This window comes from Stenotrophomonas sp. STEN147, from assembly GCF_056757995.1.
In genome coordinates this window covers 114,280-128,123 of record NZ_JBRRCG010000006.1, presented here as the reverse complement: position 1 = coordinate 128,123, position 13,844 = coordinate 114,280, and the positions used below count along the sequence as shown (strand labels likewise).

At 66.6% G+C, this 13,844-nt stretch carries 13 protein-coding genes; 7 read left to right on the top strand and 6 right to left on the bottom strand.

Translation table 11 applies throughout. The features are described 5' to 3' along the window. Window position 1: 1 nt before the first annotated feature. Window positions 2-394, bottom strand: a complete 393-nt coding sequence (locus tag ACVOKU_RS08765) for a DUF3037 domain-containing protein (protein WP_053515475.1) — start codon at window positions 392-394, stop codon at window positions 2-4. After that, a complete protein-coding gene (locus tag ACVOKU_RS08760) occupies window positions 372-1,148 on the bottom strand; it encodes a HipA family kinase (RefSeq protein ID WP_481559671.1) in 777 nt (258 codons plus the stop codon). Before ACVOKU_RS08760 ends, ACVOKU_RS08765 begins: the two co-directional genes overlap by 23 nt. A gap of 221 nt (window positions 1,149-1,369) precedes the next feature. Here ACVOKU_RS08760 and ACVOKU_RS08755 point away from each other — a divergent pair, with 221 nt between their 5' ends. From ACVOKU_RS08755 to ACVOKU_RS08745, 3 genes are all read left to right on the top strand, one after another. Then, the gene (locus ACVOKU_RS08755) at window positions 1,370-1,699 is read left to right on the top strand and encodes a hypothetical protein (RefSeq protein WP_053515479.1); all 330 of its coding nucleotides are present in this window, start codon (window positions 1,370-1,372) and stop codon (window positions 1,697-1,699) included. A gap of 125 nt (window positions 1,700-1,824) precedes the next feature. Continuing rightward, window positions 1,825-4,287 (top strand): S9 family peptidase, encoded by a 2,463-nt coding sequence (locus ACVOKU_RS08750; protein ID WP_481559670.1) that lies wholly within the window; start codon window positions 1,825-1,827, stop codon window positions 4,285-4,287. A 102-nt stretch (window positions 4,288-4,389) separates the two neighbouring features. Further along, on the top strand, window positions 4,390-5,145 hold the full coding sequence (locus tag ACVOKU_RS08745; protein WP_481559669.1) for a hypothetical protein: 756 nt from the start codon (window positions 4,390-4,392) through the stop codon (window positions 5,143-5,145). A 123-nt stretch (window positions 5,146-5,268) separates the two neighbouring features. On the opposite strand, the gene ACVOKU_RS08740 is transcribed toward ACVOKU_RS08745, so the two are convergent. Beyond that, complete coding sequence (locus ACVOKU_RS08740; RefSeq protein ID WP_481559668.1) at window positions 5,269-6,252, bottom strand: hypothetical protein; 984 nt, start codon at window positions 6,250-6,252, stop codon at window positions 5,269-5,271. Window positions 6,253-6,390: 138 nt separating this feature from the next. Between ACVOKU_RS08740 and ACVOKU_RS08735 the strand changes: the two genes are divergently transcribed. Both ACVOKU_RS08735 and ACVOKU_RS08730 read left to right on the top strand, forming a co-directional pair. Beyond that, complete coding sequence (locus ACVOKU_RS08735; RefSeq protein ID WP_481559667.1) at window positions 6,391-7,353, top strand: DUF2268 domain-containing putative Zn-dependent protease; 963 nt, start codon at window positions 6,391-6,393, stop codon at window positions 7,351-7,353. Between the two features lie 30 nt (window positions 7,354-7,383). Beyond that, the gene (locus ACVOKU_RS08730) at window positions 7,384-8,172 is read left to right on the top strand and encodes an SGNH/GDSL hydrolase family protein (protein WP_481559666.1); all 789 of its coding nucleotides are present in this window, start codon (window positions 7,384-7,386) and stop codon (window positions 8,170-8,172) included. A 3-nt stretch (window positions 8,173-8,175) separates the two neighbouring features. On the opposite strand, the gene ACVOKU_RS08725 is transcribed toward ACVOKU_RS08730, so the two are convergent. Beyond that, window positions 8,176-9,045 carry a LysR family transcriptional regulator gene (locus ACVOKU_RS08725; protein ID WP_481559665.1) on the bottom strand — a complete coding sequence of 290 codons (870 nt, stop codon included), beginning with the start codon at window positions 9,043-9,045 and terminating at the stop codon, window positions 8,176-8,178. Between the two features lie 101 nt (window positions 9,046-9,146). Here ACVOKU_RS08725 and ACVOKU_RS08720 point away from each other — a divergent pair, with 101 nt between their 5' ends. Further along, window positions 9,147-10,274 carry an agmatine deiminase family protein gene (locus ACVOKU_RS08720; RefSeq protein ID WP_481559664.1) on the top strand — a complete coding sequence of 376 codons (1,128 nt, stop codon included), beginning with the start codon at window positions 9,147-9,149 and terminating at the stop codon, window positions 10,272-10,274. Between the two features lie 13 nt (window positions 10,275-10,287). Here the strand turns inward: ACVOKU_RS08720 and ACVOKU_RS08715 are convergent, their stop codons facing one another. After that, window positions 10,288-10,833: a thioesterase family protein gene (locus ACVOKU_RS08715; RefSeq protein WP_065176034.1), complete on the bottom strand. Its 546-nt coding sequence runs from the start codon at window positions 10,831-10,833 to the stop codon at window positions 10,288-10,290. A gap of 68 nt (window positions 10,834-10,901) precedes the next feature. Between ACVOKU_RS08715 and ACVOKU_RS08710 the strand changes: the two genes are divergently transcribed. Next, the gene (locus ACVOKU_RS08710) at window positions 10,902-11,483 is read left to right on the top strand and encodes a TetR/AcrR family transcriptional regulator (RefSeq protein ID WP_481559663.1); all 582 of its coding nucleotides are present in this window, start codon (window positions 10,902-10,904) and stop codon (window positions 11,481-11,483) included. Between the two features lie 158 nt (window positions 11,484-11,641). Here the strand turns inward: ACVOKU_RS08710 and ACVOKU_RS08705 are convergent, their stop codons facing one another. Beyond that, window positions 11,642-13,753 (bottom strand): TonB-dependent receptor family protein, encoded by a 2,112-nt coding sequence (locus tag ACVOKU_RS08705; protein WP_481559662.1) that lies wholly within the window; start codon window positions 13,751-13,753, stop codon window positions 11,642-11,644. Window positions 13,754-13,844 lie beyond the last annotated feature (91 nt).

Below are 13,844 nucleotides of genomic sequence, written 5' to 3'. Positions count from 1 at the left end.
GTTACTGCGGCACCCGTACCATCTTCGTCATCAAATGTTCGACCACACCCGCCGGGTTGGCCGTGCGGCCCACATGCGTGCTGGACATCTGCACGATCGAGCTGCGTTTGGCGGTGAGGAAATGGAAGCGTGCGCGTGCCGGAAGCTGCGCGATGGGGCCGGCGGTGGCATCGCCGCGGCAGATGGCCACGATGGCATCCAGCCACGGTTGCAGCGCCTGCTGGTCCAGCGCCGGTGCGAACGCCTGCAGGCGTGCCGGGTCGATCTCGATCGCCGCTTCCAGATGACGCGCACCGGGACAGGACACGATCACCCCGACGTTGATGAATTCCTCGCGCTCCACCCGCGGTACAACGCGGATGACCGCATAGTCATACGTGTGCAGCGTGGGCACGGATGGCCTCCTGCACGAACACCGCACGCACCTTCAGGCGATGCTTGAGATAGTCGATGTAGCCCTGGCGGTAGGCCTGAGCGCTGTCGAACGCCGGCTCGTTGACCAGCCAGCTGTCTGGCACGAGGCCGACGATCCGCTCGATCTCGGCATCGGTCAGGCGAGCCGCCAGCTCGGCATCCAGCTCGGCGATGCGGCTGGCGAACGACAGCAGCACGTGGTCGCGGATCAGCACGAACGGCCTTTCGCAGGCATCGCCGGCGTTGGCCCAGTCGTGGTGGAAATACATCGCTGCACCGTGGTCGATCAGGTACAGCTGGCGGTGCCACACCATCAGGTTCGGGTTGCGCGTGGTGCGATCGACATTGCTGGTGAACGCATCGAACCAGACGATGCGCGAGGCCAGGTCGGCGTCCACCGGCATGGCCGCCAGGTCGTAGTTGATCGCGCCGGGCAGGTAATCCAGGCCCAGGTTCAGGCCCTCGCTGGCGCGGATCAGTTCCTGGATCTCCGGATCCGGTTCGGTACGCGCGAACTCGCTGTCCAGTTCGACGAACAGCAGTTCGGGAATCGGCAGGCCCAGGGTACGGGCCATTTCACCTGCGATCAGTTCGGCGATCAGGGCCTTGGGACCCTGGCCCGCACCCCGGAACTTGAGCACGGCCATGCCGTCGTCGTCGGTCTCGACCACGGCCGGCAGGGAGCCGCCCTCCCGCAGGGGCGTAATGTAACGAAGAGCATTCACGGTGCGCATGCACGCATTCTAGCGTGGCATGCGGTGCTGCATCGCATGCGCCGCAGAGCGCACGCCGCGCATGCCGACGCAACGCAGGCAATGCTGAATGCACGCTGCGCAACGTGCCACGCTTCACACGATCCTCCGGACGGCGCGGGCAACATCCTGCCCATGGCGTTCGCCGAAACGCCGCGCGGATCCTGCTCCACGATGTCTCCACCAGATGCGGAGGTACAGGGATGAGCGACCAACTGAATGCGGCACTGCCGCCTCTGGATGATGCCAAGGCCGAAGAAATGATCGGCAAGGTAGTGCTGGTGGGCGTGACCCGTTATGGCGGTGACGGGCAGGTTCAAGGGCTGGAGCAGTATGCCGGCACGGTGCTGCGCATCAGCGCGTTCGAAGGCGTGGTGCTTGCCGACGAGAACGATGGCCACGAGCGCTACCTGCCGCCCATGCTCGACCAGTACCTGCCAGCCCAGCCGGGCGAGTACTGCATGCGCTCCACCGGGATGATCGTCGTGGACCCGGACTATCTGGCCACCTGGGACCTGCACGCCCGGCAGTAGTGGCCCGGCCTGCGCTTTGCCTTATCCGGTGACTAGCCCATCCGGCCCATTGAACGCGGGCCGGGCGGTGCTAGATTCGGCGCATGCCCGCTTCGCGGGCAGCCCGACACTACCAGGGGATAAGGATGCTCATCCGTCGTACCTCTCTGGCGGCTGCCATTGCCGTCGTTGCCGTCACGCTGTTGTCTGCAGGCCCGGCATGGGCCGACTATGCCAAGCCGCCGGAGCATCTGCTGAAGGTGCTGAAGGCACCGCCGCCGCCAATGCCGAACGTGGACCCCAGTGGCCAGCGTCTGTTGCTGACCACCGCGCAGACCTATCCGTCGATCAGCCGGGTGGCGCAGCCCTACCTGAAACTGGCCGGCGTGCGCCTGGAGCCGAAGAACCGCAGCCGCCATGACACGCCCGGAGGCTATGGCATACCGGCCTGCGTGGCCGATTTCACCCTGGTCGAGATCGGCAGCGGCAAGCAGACCCGGGTCAACCTGCCCCAGGGCTGTGCCGGTGGCGCGCTGTGGTCGGCCGACGGCAGCCACTTCGCATTCCAGAATGCGGTCGAGACCAGCGTGCAGCTGTGGGTGGGCGATGCCGCCACCGGTCAGGTCAAGCAGGTACCGAACGTCCAGTTGAACCCGATTTTCGGCAGCACCGTGCAGTGGCTGGGTGGCAGCCAGACACTGCTGGTGAAGCTGGTACCGGCCAACCAGGGGGCGGCACCGTCCACTGGCGGCGTGCCGACCGGACCCGATGCACAGGAGTCGCTCGGCAGCAGTGGCGAGAGCAGCACCTACGAGGCACGCGACACGCTGACCAGCGTGCATGATGAAGCGTTGTTCGCCTACTACGGGGCCTCGCAGCTGGCGGTGGTGGATACCGCGGCGGGCACCGTGCGAACGGTCGGCCAGCCGGCCATCTACAACGATGTCAGTGCGGCGCCAGACGGCGTTCATGTGCTGACCGAGTCGATCAAGCCACCATTCTCGCACGCGGTTACCTACCAGCGTTTCGCCAACGACGTTGCGGTACTGGATGTCAGCAGTGGGCGCACGACCCCCATCGCCCGCCTGCCGTTGGCCGACCGCGTGCCGGTGCACGGCGTGCCGGAGGGGCCGCGCGGTTTCGACTGGCGCTCCACCGATCCGGCGACGCTGGTGTATGCCGAAGCACTGGACAAGGGCGACTGGAAAGTGAGTGTGCCGCACCGTGACCGCGTGCTCATGCTCAAGGCGCCGTTCACCGGCAAGCCGGTGGAGATCGCGCGTACCGCGCAGCGCTTCGAAGGCATTGCCTGGACGGCGGACCCGGCCGTGTCGTTCCAGTTCGAGAATGACGAGAACCGGCACTGGGTGCAGACCCGCATCGTCGATGTGGACAAGCCCCGGCAGGAGGGCCGCCTGTTGTGGGACATGTCCAGCGACGAGCTGTACGGCGATCCGGGCAACCTGGTGTTCAAGCGCCTGCCCAATGGCGCACCTGTGGTGCGGCAGGAGGGGACGTACGTGTTCCTGCGCGGGCAGGGCGCTTCGCCGCAGGGGGATCGCCCGTTCCTGGACCGTCTGGACCTGTCCACACTGAAGAGTGAGCGCCTGTTCCGCAGCGATGCCGATGCCTACGAGCAGTTCCTGGGCTTCAGCAATACGCCGGGCCGCTACCTGACGTGGCACCAGTCGGTGATGGACCCGCCGAACGCCTTCCTGCGCCAGCAGGGCGATGCGGTGGCGGACGCCAAGCAGGGCGAGGCGCAGTACACCTCCACCGCGACGGCGCTGACGAAGCTGGTCGACCCCACGCCTGAAGTGCGGCAGATCAAGAAGCAGCTGGTGACCTACAAGCGCGCCGACGGCGTGGACCTGTCGTTCACCCTGTACACGCCGCCCGGCTACCGGGAAGGCCAGCGCGTGCCGGCCATCCTCTACGCCTATCCGGCAGACTTCGCCAATGCCGCGCAGGCCGGGCAGGTTTCCGGTTCGCAGCAGACGTTCACCCGCCTGCAGCCGTACCGCCTGATGCTGCTCGCCGGCTACGCGATCATCGACAATGCCTCGTTCCCGATTGTCGGTGATCCCAGGAACGCCTACGACACCTACCTGGAGCAGTTGGAAGCCGATGCCAAGGCGGCCGTGGACAAGGCCGTCGACATGGGCGTGGTGGATCGCAACCGGATCGGCGTGACCGGCCACAGCCACGGCGGCCTGATGACCGCGAACCTGATCGCGCATACCACCCTGTTCAAGGCGGGCGTGGCGACCAGCGGCTCCTACAACAAGACCTTCACTCCGTTCGGGTTCCAGAACGAGCGGCGTTCGGTCTGGCAGGCACAGGATGTCTACCTGAAGGCATCGCCGTTCTTCTACGCCGACAAGATCAAGCTGCCGTTGCTGCTGGTGCATGGCGAGGACGATGCCAATCCGGGTACCGAGCCGTTCCAGTCGCGCAAGCTGTACCAGGCGATCCGTGGCAACGGCGGCACCACCCGCCTGGTGATGCTGCCGAACGAGCCGCACTGGTATACGGCGCTGGAGTCGAACGAGCAGCTGGTGGCGGAGATGCTCAACTGGTTCGACACCTACGTGAAGAACGCCAAGTAAGGAATGGAAAGGCCGCCCTCGGGCGGCCTTCCTGCATCCTGTGGAGCCGAGCCATGGTCGGCTGCTGTAGTACAGAGCCGGGGAAGTCACATGAAGGCATGGATGTTGGCGCTCGCTCCGCTGTTGGTTTCTCCTGTGGCCATGGCGGTCGAGCGGCCGATGAGCGTGCACGTCACGTACGACCGGTCTGGCTGGGGTTCCGTATCTGAGCGCTGGGTCATCCGGCGCGATGCCTACGGCGTGACCACCCGTGTACAGGTGGTTGACCCGCCCGACGTGCAACCGCGGGTGCCGGAGCTGCTGCCGTTCGGCGCGATGTCAGCGTTCGAGGCTGCGCTGCAGGCAGCGCCGTTGACCCGGGATGCCACGGTGGATCTGATTGCTTCGCGTATGGACCGGTCAACCATGCTGAAGCTGGATCCACAGTTGCGCAGCACGCCGCCGGCCAGATGCTCGTTCGCCCAGCAGCAGGCCTGGGCACGCCGGGCGCTGGCCGGGCATGGTCTGCAGGAGCGCGTTGCAGCGCATTTCCGCGGCCTCTGGACTGACGACCATCCCAGCATGACCGTGGTCGTAAGCCGTCCGGGCCGCCCGGAAACCGTGCTGGTGTCCACTTCCCAGTACGCAATGATGCTGCCATGGAAGCGCGTGTCATCGACGAACTTCGACCAGCACGTTCTGGCAGGCGCGCAGGAGCAGTGGCGTCCGGCATTGAGCGATGCACTGATGGCGCTGCTGCCTGCGGGGGAACCCAGCCGCGAACGTTTCAGGATCGGCTGGTTGCAGAACAGATTACGAGACGACATTGCCCAGGAGGCGCTGCGTTGTGGGACGCTGCGCAAGGACACCGCAGATTGATCATCCACGGATGCTCTGCGATCAACGGTGCAGACTCGATAGCGACAGGTCGATCGCGGTGCGGCCGGACAGGCGCCCCAGCAGGGAAGTTGTCCGTGGAGAGCGCTGCCTGGCCATCCGCGCTCACGCCAGTGGCAGGCGGTCCTGCGCGTGCGAGAGGCGATCATGCAGGTCGCGCACATGCTCGGCCTTGGCATGTACCCGGGTGGTGTCACCGAAGCTGCGCAGATAGGCGCAGGCAGCGAAGCCGTCACTCTTGCTTTCATACTCCGCAATCCAGGCCAGTCGGTCCGGATTGTCGGCCTGCTCGGCCGACCACGCGGCGGCGGGCGGGCGGATGCGGTACTTCAGGCCCACACGCCATGGCTTCGGTGTCAGCCGGGCCCGGAAGCAGTGCTGCAGCCGGCACATGCGCGCGTACAGCGTGTCGGTGCCCAGTGTGTCCAAGAACGCCTGCAGCGCCTCGTCGCCGGGGGAGAACGTGGCATGCATGGCCAGTATCCGCAGCCCGGCCGGCGTCCGGTACGCGCGCAGATGCCAGTCCGGATGCTGCCTGCTGAAGTCCGCAACCCGCTGCAGGGCCACGCCCTCGGCGCCACCGGCGGCGGCCAGGCGACGCCTGCGTTGCATCAGCATCGCGGTATTCACCAGAGCCACGGCTGCCACGCCCAGTACCAGCCCCACCAGCCAGTGCCAGAGCAGGGTGCCGATGAGGGCGACGGCGGGCAGCAGGGCCGCCGCGATGACGACGGGCATCACACATCCTGCCGGTGGTTGCGGGTGGTCAATGTCGGCGAACAGCACGTCCGGGGTGTTCAGGCAGAGCGCACCGTAGCTGTTGCGGGTGATCACAACGCCGCCATCGCGCTGCACGATCTGCTCGCGGATCGGCACGCCTTCCACGCCATAGTTGCTGCGGACCTCGCGGCGCGGCAGTGCCTGCCCGGCGAGGATGGCATTGAGCGCTTCGTTGGCCCGGCGCTCGGCATGTGCCTGGGCATCGGCAGGGCTTGTGTCGGACCATCCGAAGCGACGCACCACCACCGGCCGGCCGCGGAAACGGGCCTGCAGGCGGGCTTCGGCCCAGTACGCGGGAACGATCATCATCGTGCGGTGCGCCATCATCCATGGCAGATGCCGGGGTGAGTCTGGCACAGGGGCGTAACGGCCGCACCCGCCTGCTGCGGCGAGGCGGGCGCAGTGATAGATTGCCTGCCTGGCATTGTCTCCACCAAGGACGGATCGATGTTCGTTTCCCTGCGTGGCCTGCTTGTCCTGGCGCTGGCCGGGACGGCCGGCGTGGCCCATGGTGCAGCGCCCGGGCCGGAGATCCTGATTGCCGACGCCAGCCGCTTCTATGCTCTTTACGACGCAACCGATGGTCAGCCCAGCGTGGCGCAGCTGGCGCAGTACTTGGCCGAAGGGACGCCCAGCCTGGGCGAGTTCGCGAGCCGGCGACGGGTCACCGCCGAGCGCATCGCCGACGCCATGCGTCGCGACCCTGCGATGTACGCCAACGGCCGGACCTGCCTGGATGAACTGCCTGCGGTACGCCAGCGGCTGGTGCAGGTGTTCGCCAATCTGCAGGCGATCTATCCGCAGGCGAGGTTTCCACCGGTCGCGATCATGGTCGGGCGCGGCCGCCCGGTCGGCCTGACCCATCCGGGAGGCGTGCTGATCGGGCTGGAAGCGCTTTGCGCGGCTGACTTCATGAACCCCAATGTGCAGGACCGCTTCGTGCACGTGATCGCGCACGAGTACGTGCACATCCAGCAGACCGGTGCGATCGATTTCGAGCAGGGCGATCCGCGTGCGACGGTGCTGCGCCTTTCACTGGCCGAAGGCGTGGCCGAGTTCATCACCGAACTGGTTTCCGGCAACGTCGGCAACGGACGCCACGCGGCATGGACCCGCGGCAGGGAAGTGCACATCGAAAGTGCATTCGCGCTGGACCTGGACAGTACCGACCTGTCGCCCTGGCTGTACAACTACACGCCCGGCTCCGACGCGCCCTACGATCTGGGCTGCTGGGTGGGCTACCGCATCGCCAAGGCCTACTACCTCCAGGCCAGGGACAAGCGCGAAGCGGTGCGCGCGCTGATCGAACAGGACGATCCGAAGGCGATCCTGGCGGCCAGTGGCTGGACGCCGGGCATGTGGATGCCGGCGAAGGTGACTGGCGTGGCCGCGCGCGCTGCGGCACGCTGAGTGCGGAACAGAACGCTACGGGAGATCGGCATGCGCATTCCTTTGACGGCCGGCGCCATCGCGCTGGCATTGGCGATGACCGGCGGCGTGAGCGCGGCCGATGCACCCGCCATCAACCCGTTGCTGACGCGGCCAGTGAACCAGCTGCGGCCGGACGAAGTCCGTTTCATGCAGCAGCGTCTGGCGGATTGGCCACAGCTGCAGCGCTATCGTGACGCCAACGCAGCCCTGCCTGCTGCCCGGCCCGGACACCCACGCGTGGTGTTCTACGGCGACTCGATCACCGAAGGCTGGGGGGCTGAGGGCAGTGCCACCTTCTTCCCCGGCAAGGGGTATCTCAATCGTGGCATCGGGGGCCAGACCACGGCGCAGATGCTGGTGCGCTTCCCGCAGGATGTGCTTGCGCTGCATCCCCAGGTGGTGGTGATCCTGGCCGGCACCAACGATATCGCCGGCAATACCGGCCAGGCCACGCAGGCGATGATCGAAGACAACGTGCAGGCGATGGTGGCGCTGGCGAAAGCGCAGGGCATCAGCGTGGTGCTGGCCTCGGTGCTGCCGGTCAGCGAGTACCCCTGGATGCCTGGTATCGAGCCCGCCGCGAAGGTGCGCGCATTGAACCGTGCACTGAAACGCCATGCCGACGAACAACAGCTGGTCTACCTGGATTACCACACGCCGTTGGCCAACGCGCAGGGCGGTCTGGATGCCGACCTGGCCGGCGACGGCGTGCATCCCACCACGAAAGGCTACGCGGTGATGGCACCGCTGGCCGAGGCTGCGATCAACCAGGCGCTGGCGAGGCGCGCCGCTCGGTGATGGTCAGCGCGATGGCGTGGCAGGCAGGGCGCCCAACAGCCACTCGCAGAAGCTGATCACCAGCGGATCGCGCGCGCTGTCGTCGTGCAGCAGCCAACTCCAGCGGGGCCCGCGCACGCGGGCATCGTCCAGCGGCTGCAACAACCCCTGCGCGCGCGCAGCTGTGGCCAGCAGTTCACTGACCAAGGCGATGCCCAGGCCCTGGCAGGCTGCGTCGAGCAGTTGTCCAGGCTCGGAGAAGTTCAGGCCGTCGCTACGCTGGCCGACGTCGACACCTCCCTGGACCTGCCATTGGCTCCAGTCCATTTCGCGTTCGCCATGAAGGGTAGGCCGTTGCGCCACCGGTACGTCCAGCAGACTGGGGTGGCATGCCGGATAGAGACGATCGTGCAGCAGCACGCGGTGCGTGCAGTGCGCCTGTGCCTCCAGGTCGTTGCGTACGGCAATGTCCAGCGTCTGCGTGCCCATGTCCGGCGCGTTCTCGCTGGTCAACAGCCACAGATCGGCCTGCGGGTGCTGGCGGCGGAAGTCGGCCAGGCGCGGCACCAGCCAGTGCCTGGCGAATGCGGGACTGGTGTTGACGATCAGTTGATTGGGCTTGCGGTACTGGTCGAGCCGGCGGACGCCACTGGCCAAGCTGCGGAGCAAGGCCTGGGTGGTCTCCAGCAGATCGATGCCGGCATCGGTGAGCGTGACGCTGCGACCTTGCCGGAAGAAGAGCGGCTGCTCAAGTGATGTTTCCAGTCCGCGGATCTGCTGGCTGATGGCGGATTGGCTCAGGTGCAGTTCCTGCGCAGCGCGATGGAAGCTGCCAAGGCGTGCAGCGGCTTCAAAGCCGCGCAGGGCGGTCAGCGAGGGCCAGTGCTTGAGCATGATTGATAAGTAAAAGTGTTGATAATGCGGCTGAATCTATCGTTTGTGCTTATTGAATGGCAAGCGCAGCATGAGCCATCCCATTTCGTCCGGAGCCGAACATGTCCACCCGCCGTGGTTTCCTCAGCCAACTGGCCGGTGCGGCCGCCCTAGGCGGTGTCACTGCGATGGGCGTGACCGGGATGGCCAAGTGCGCCGTTGCTGCTGGCCCGGCGGGCTGGCGCATGCCGGACGAGCATGGCCCGCAGGAGCGGGTGTTCCTGGCTTTCGCCGCGCAACCTCGCGTGTGGGGTTCGCAGGCCGACGCGGTGAACAACGCGATCGCACGCCTGGCGCGCACCATCGCCGGTTACCAGCCGGTCACCGTGCTGTGCTGCCCGGCGCAGCGGACGCAGGCGCAGAATCGGTGCGGCCGCGACAACATCGAGTTTCTCGATGTCCCGCTGGACGACATCTGGGTCCGCGACTACGGCGGCTGCTTTGTCACCGATGGCAAGGGGGGCCTGGGCCTGGTCGATTTCAACTTCAACGGTTGGGGTGGAAAACAGACTGCGCGCAATGACGGTAGGGTGGCACCGTGGCTTGCCCGTATCACGGGCGCGACGTTGCTGGAAAGTGACCTCGTCGGCGAAGGCGGTGGCATCGAGGTCGATGGGCAGGGCACCGCAGTACTCACCGAGAGCTGCTGGGTAAACCAAAACCGCAATCCGGCGTGGTCGCGCGCCGGGATCGAAGCGGAGTTGAAGCATCAGCTCGGCCTGCGCAGGGTGATCTGGCTGCCAGGCATCCGCGGCCGTGATATCACGGACGCGCACGTGGACTTCTATGCACGCTTCGTACGCCCCGGAGTCCTGATCGCCAACCTCGACAACGATCCCGGCTCCTACGATTACGAAGTGACGCGCACGCATCTGCAGATACTGAGAGAGGCCACCGACGCCGAAGGACGCCACCTGCAGGTGCATACCCTGCCACCTCCACTGCACCCGCGCGACAACGTACATACACGTGACAACGCGGACCTGGCATTGGGCTACATCAACTATCTGCCGATCAACGGTGCGGTGATCGCACCGCAGTTCGGCGATGGACGTGCCGACGCGCAGTGCCGCGAACTGCTGCAGAACCTGTATCCGGGCCGGTCGATCGAGCAGGTCGACATCGATGCGATCGCCGGGGGCGGCGGCGGGATCCACTGCGTGACCAAGAACATGCCGCAGGTCGGGTAGTGCTGGCAGAAGGTCAGTCGTCGTCGCGCTTCAGCGCGGCGTCGGCAGCCAGCAGAGCTTCGGCGGCGGCGCTGAGTGCGGGGGAGGGCGGCAACGGCGAACCGATGGCGTCCATCATCTGCTGCATGCCCACGAATGCACGTGCGCGGCGATCATAAATGCCGGTGACCAGCAGGGCACGCGTAGCGATCTTCTGGCCGTCGCCGACCAGCACGCGCTGCTCCATGATCACGCGCGTGCCGACCCAGCCGGCCAGGCGTGTTTCCAGGGTGAAGCGCTGGAATGGCCGGAGTTCGCGGCGGAACTGGATGGTGCCGGCACCGACGATCGGGGCCCACTTCTCTCGCAGCGCGACCTTGCCCAGGCCCATGCGCAGGATCAGGTCCAACCGGCCCAGATCGAAGATGTTCCAGTAGCGGCCGTTGGTCATGTGCAGGTTGCTGTCCAGATCGTTGGGCAGCACCCGGAACTGCAGCCGCGACACGCCGAAAGGCGCCTCCAGCCTGGGCCGGAACAGACTGCACAGCAGCAGATGGAGCAGGCGGAACCAGAGATTCATGATTATTACGAGTGTTATAGAATCGACGGTACGCTAGTCTATGACGACTGTCTTAGCAAGGCGCAGCCATGAGTCCGCGAACTTCCGACGCTCCCCAGCGCGTGATCGATGCCGCCGCGCAGATGCTGGCTCGGGTCGGGCTGAACGCAACCAGCATCCGTGAAGTGACCAAGCTGGCCGAAGCGCCGCTGGGTTCCACCTACCATCACTTTCCCGGCGGCAAGCAGGAGCTGCTGGCGCGCGCCACGCTTGTGGCCGGCGACAAGGTAGAAGCGCTGCTGGTGGCGCTGCTGAAGGGCGGCGCAGTGCAGGGCCTGCAGCAGTTCCTGGCGATGTGGCGCGAGCGCCTGCTGCGCTCCGGGTTCCGCGCGGGTTGCCCGGTGCTGGCCGCTGCCGTTGAGGAACCGATGGACGCAGTGCCGAGCCAACCCCGCGCAGCAGCTGCCGAGGTGTTCGCGCGCTGGCACGATCATCTCGCCACCGCGCTCGTCGCCGAAGGACATGCGCCAGCCGCCGCGGGTGAGCTGGCCAGCCTGGTGATTGCCAGCGTGGAAGGCGCGGTGGCGATGTGCCGCGCGCTGCAGGATATTGCTCCGTTTGACCAGGTCGCCGCGCAGCTGCTCAGGGCCGTCGCGCCACCTGCACGCTAGAATCAACGCGAACGCGCAGCTGCGCCCGCACGCTGACAAGCACAAGCGCATGCAGCAGCTCGCGCCAGCGATGGTTCGCGCGGTGGGACGCTGCCGGGTACGTCGTCGAAGTGGCTGAAACGACGACGCCGGATCACACCCGGCGCCGCCCGGGGCGATCAGTCGAAACGCCAGCGCACGCCTGCATTGATGCCCCGGCCTTCGCCAGGCGTGGAGCGGGCGACATCCTTGCCGGCGTCGTCGTAGCCCGGCGTGACCGTGGCCGCGTAGTGGCGGTTGCCGAGGTTGCGCATCTCCGCCCACGCCTGCCAGCGGCCACCGGGTGCGTCGTAGCCGATGCGGCTGCCGAAGATCACGTGGCTGTCGGCCCAGTAGCTGTTGGCGTAGTCCACGGCGATGCGCGAGGCGTATTCGGTGTTCAGCGCGGCGTACAGGCCGGAGGCATGATCGAAGCGCAGCTCGGCCTGGTAGCTGTGGCGCGGCAGGCCCGGCAGGCGGTTGCTGCCGAAGCGAGCGTCGTGGCGGTAACGGAAATCACTGAAGGTGTACGCTTGGCGCAACGACAGGCGCCCCGGCGCGGCCTGCCACAGCGTGCTGTCCAGACCGGCTTCGATGCCACGGTGCACGGTGGGGCTGGCGTTGTTCTCGGCGATGAACAGGTTCGGCACCGGTTGCAGTTCGACACTGAGCAGTTCGTGGTTTACGTGCGCGTAGTAGCCGGTCAGTTCCCAGCGACCCAGCGCCGTGTTACCGCGCGCGCCCAGTTCCAGCGTGGTGGCGGTCTGGTTCTGCATCGGTACCGGCGCGCGCTGGCGGCCGCTGGACGGTCCATTGCCCGGCCCGAAGTATTGGTTCGAGCCCCAGATCATCGACCACGGATGCGGCGCTTCCACCGAGCGGCTGAGGTTGCCGAACCACTGGGTCTGCGCGCTGTGCTGCCAGGTGAAGCCCAGTCGCGGTGCGTAGTCCCAGTCGTGGTCGCGCAGGCGGCCGCCGCTGCTCGGCCAGGTCACCTGCACATCGCGGCGGGTGTTGATCAGTGCCAGCCCGGTCTGCATGCGCAGGCGGTCATTGAAGGCGAGGGTATTGCTGACGTGCAGTGTGCTGTCGGTGCCGTGGTGGCGGAAGTCACGCGTGCGCGTACCGGCGGCATAGCCGTTGCTGGCAAAGCGCAGCGACTCGCGCACATCGGCGTCCAGATCGTGGGTGACGCGCAGACCGATCGTGGTTTGGCTGTCCAGGCCGAACAGCCGGTGGCGGTGGCGGTAGTCCAGCGTGGCATTGAGGTTGGCGTAGTCCAGCTGCTGGCGGTACAGGCTTTCGTTCAAGTCCATCGGATACGTGTGATAGACCAGCCCGGCCTGCAGCGAGGCGTCCTCATCGATCTGCAGCGTGGTGACATTACCGACCCAGGTACTGCCCGGCTGCGGGCGGCGCGCATCGATGGCCAGGTTGGCCGCGTTCGCCGCATGCGGATCGTTGCGGATCTGATCGCGGGTCAAGCGACCGGGCGTTTCGTGATTGGTTTCGCGGTAGCGAACGAAGAAACGCGTCTGCAGGTCGGGCGTGATCTGCCAGCCGATGTTGGCCATCGCGCCCTTGCCGTCGCCGCGCGCATGGCGCTGATAACCATCGAACTCGGTATCGGTGTAGGCCAGGAAGTAATCGAGATCTCCGTTGACACCGCCCCAGCTGATGCCGCGTTTCTGGTAGCCACGGCTGCCCGCTTCGTAGTGCAGTTGCACGCCGGCCGAATCACGGCCGCTGCGGCTTACATAGTCGATGGCACCGCCCAGCGCCAGCGCGCCGCGCTCGAAGCCGTTGGCCCCGCGCAGCACCTCTACCCGCGACAGCCACAGCGGTTCCAGCAGTTCGTAGGGCGTGCCGCCGGGGCCGGTCAACGGCAGGCCGTCGATCGATACGGCGATGCCCGAGGCATGTGCGCCCGGGCCGCGATTGATGCCCGAGCCACGGATCGAGACCTTGGTGCCTTCGTTGCCGGGCGATTGCGCACTGATGCCCGGCTGGAAGGCGAGTACATCGGCACTGCTGGCCAGTCGGCTGTCGGCCTTGGCCACGTCGATGACGTTGCTGGCGCCGGGTACGCGCTTCAGCGCTTCGCGCGCTTGGGCGCTGGCATCGGCGGCAGCGGTGACCTGCACCGCGTCCAGCGTGGTGGCCTGCGGGGCCGCGGCGGCGGTGGAGGAAAGGCCGAAGGAAACGGCCAGAATCAGCAGCGACGGGGTGGGGCGGTACGACGAGAGGGACATGCGGAAATGCTGTAAACCACGAAAGTGGCGCGCAAGTTAACAGGTCGACGGCGCCACGTCACCCATCACCGGCGTATGGGGCAGGTGCACC

Coding starts and splice junctions, on each gene's coding strand:
- ACVOKU_RS08760 (WP_481559671.1), bottom strand. CDS start 1,148: ATGCGCACCGTGAATGCTCTTCGTTACATTACGCCCCTGCGGGAGGGC.
- ACVOKU_RS08755 (WP_053515479.1), top strand. CDS start 1,370: ATGAGCGACCAACTGAATGCGGCACTGCCGCCTCTGGATGATGCCAAG.
- ACVOKU_RS08750 (WP_481559670.1), top strand. CDS start 1,825: ATGCTCATCCGTCGTACCTCTCTGGCGGCTGCCATTGCCGTCGTTGCC.
- ACVOKU_RS08745 (WP_481559669.1), top strand. CDS start 4,390: ATGTTGGCGCTCGCTCCGCTGTTGGTTTCTCCTGTGGCCATGGCGGTC.
- ACVOKU_RS08740 (WP_481559668.1), bottom strand. CDS start 6,252: ATGATGATCGTTCCCGCGTACTGGGCCGAAGCCCGCCTGCAGGCCCGT.
- ACVOKU_RS08735 (WP_481559667.1), top strand. CDS start 6,391: ATGTTCGTTTCCCTGCGTGGCCTGCTTGTCCTGGCGCTGGCCGGGACG.
- ACVOKU_RS08730 (WP_481559666.1), top strand. CDS start 7,384: ATGCGCATTCCTTTGACGGCCGGCGCCATCGCGCTGGCATTGGCGATG.
- ACVOKU_RS08725 (WP_481559665.1), bottom strand. CDS start 9,045: ATGCTCAAGCACTGGCCCTCGCTGACCGCCCTGCGCGGCTTTGAAGCC.
- ACVOKU_RS08720 (WP_481559664.1), top strand. CDS start 9,147: ATGTCCACCCGCCGTGGTTTCCTCAGCCAACTGGCCGGTGCGGCCGCC.
- ACVOKU_RS08715 (WP_065176034.1), bottom strand. CDS start 10,833: ATGAATCTCTGGTTCCGCCTGCTCCATCTGCTGCTGTGCAGTCTGTTC.
- ACVOKU_RS08710 (WP_481559663.1), top strand. CDS start 10,902: ATGAGTCCGCGAACTTCCGACGCTCCCCAGCGCGTGATCGATGCCGCC.
- ACVOKU_RS08705 (WP_481559662.1), bottom strand. CDS start 13,753: ATGTCCCTCTCGTCGTACCGCCCCACCCCGTCGCTGCTGATTCTGGCC.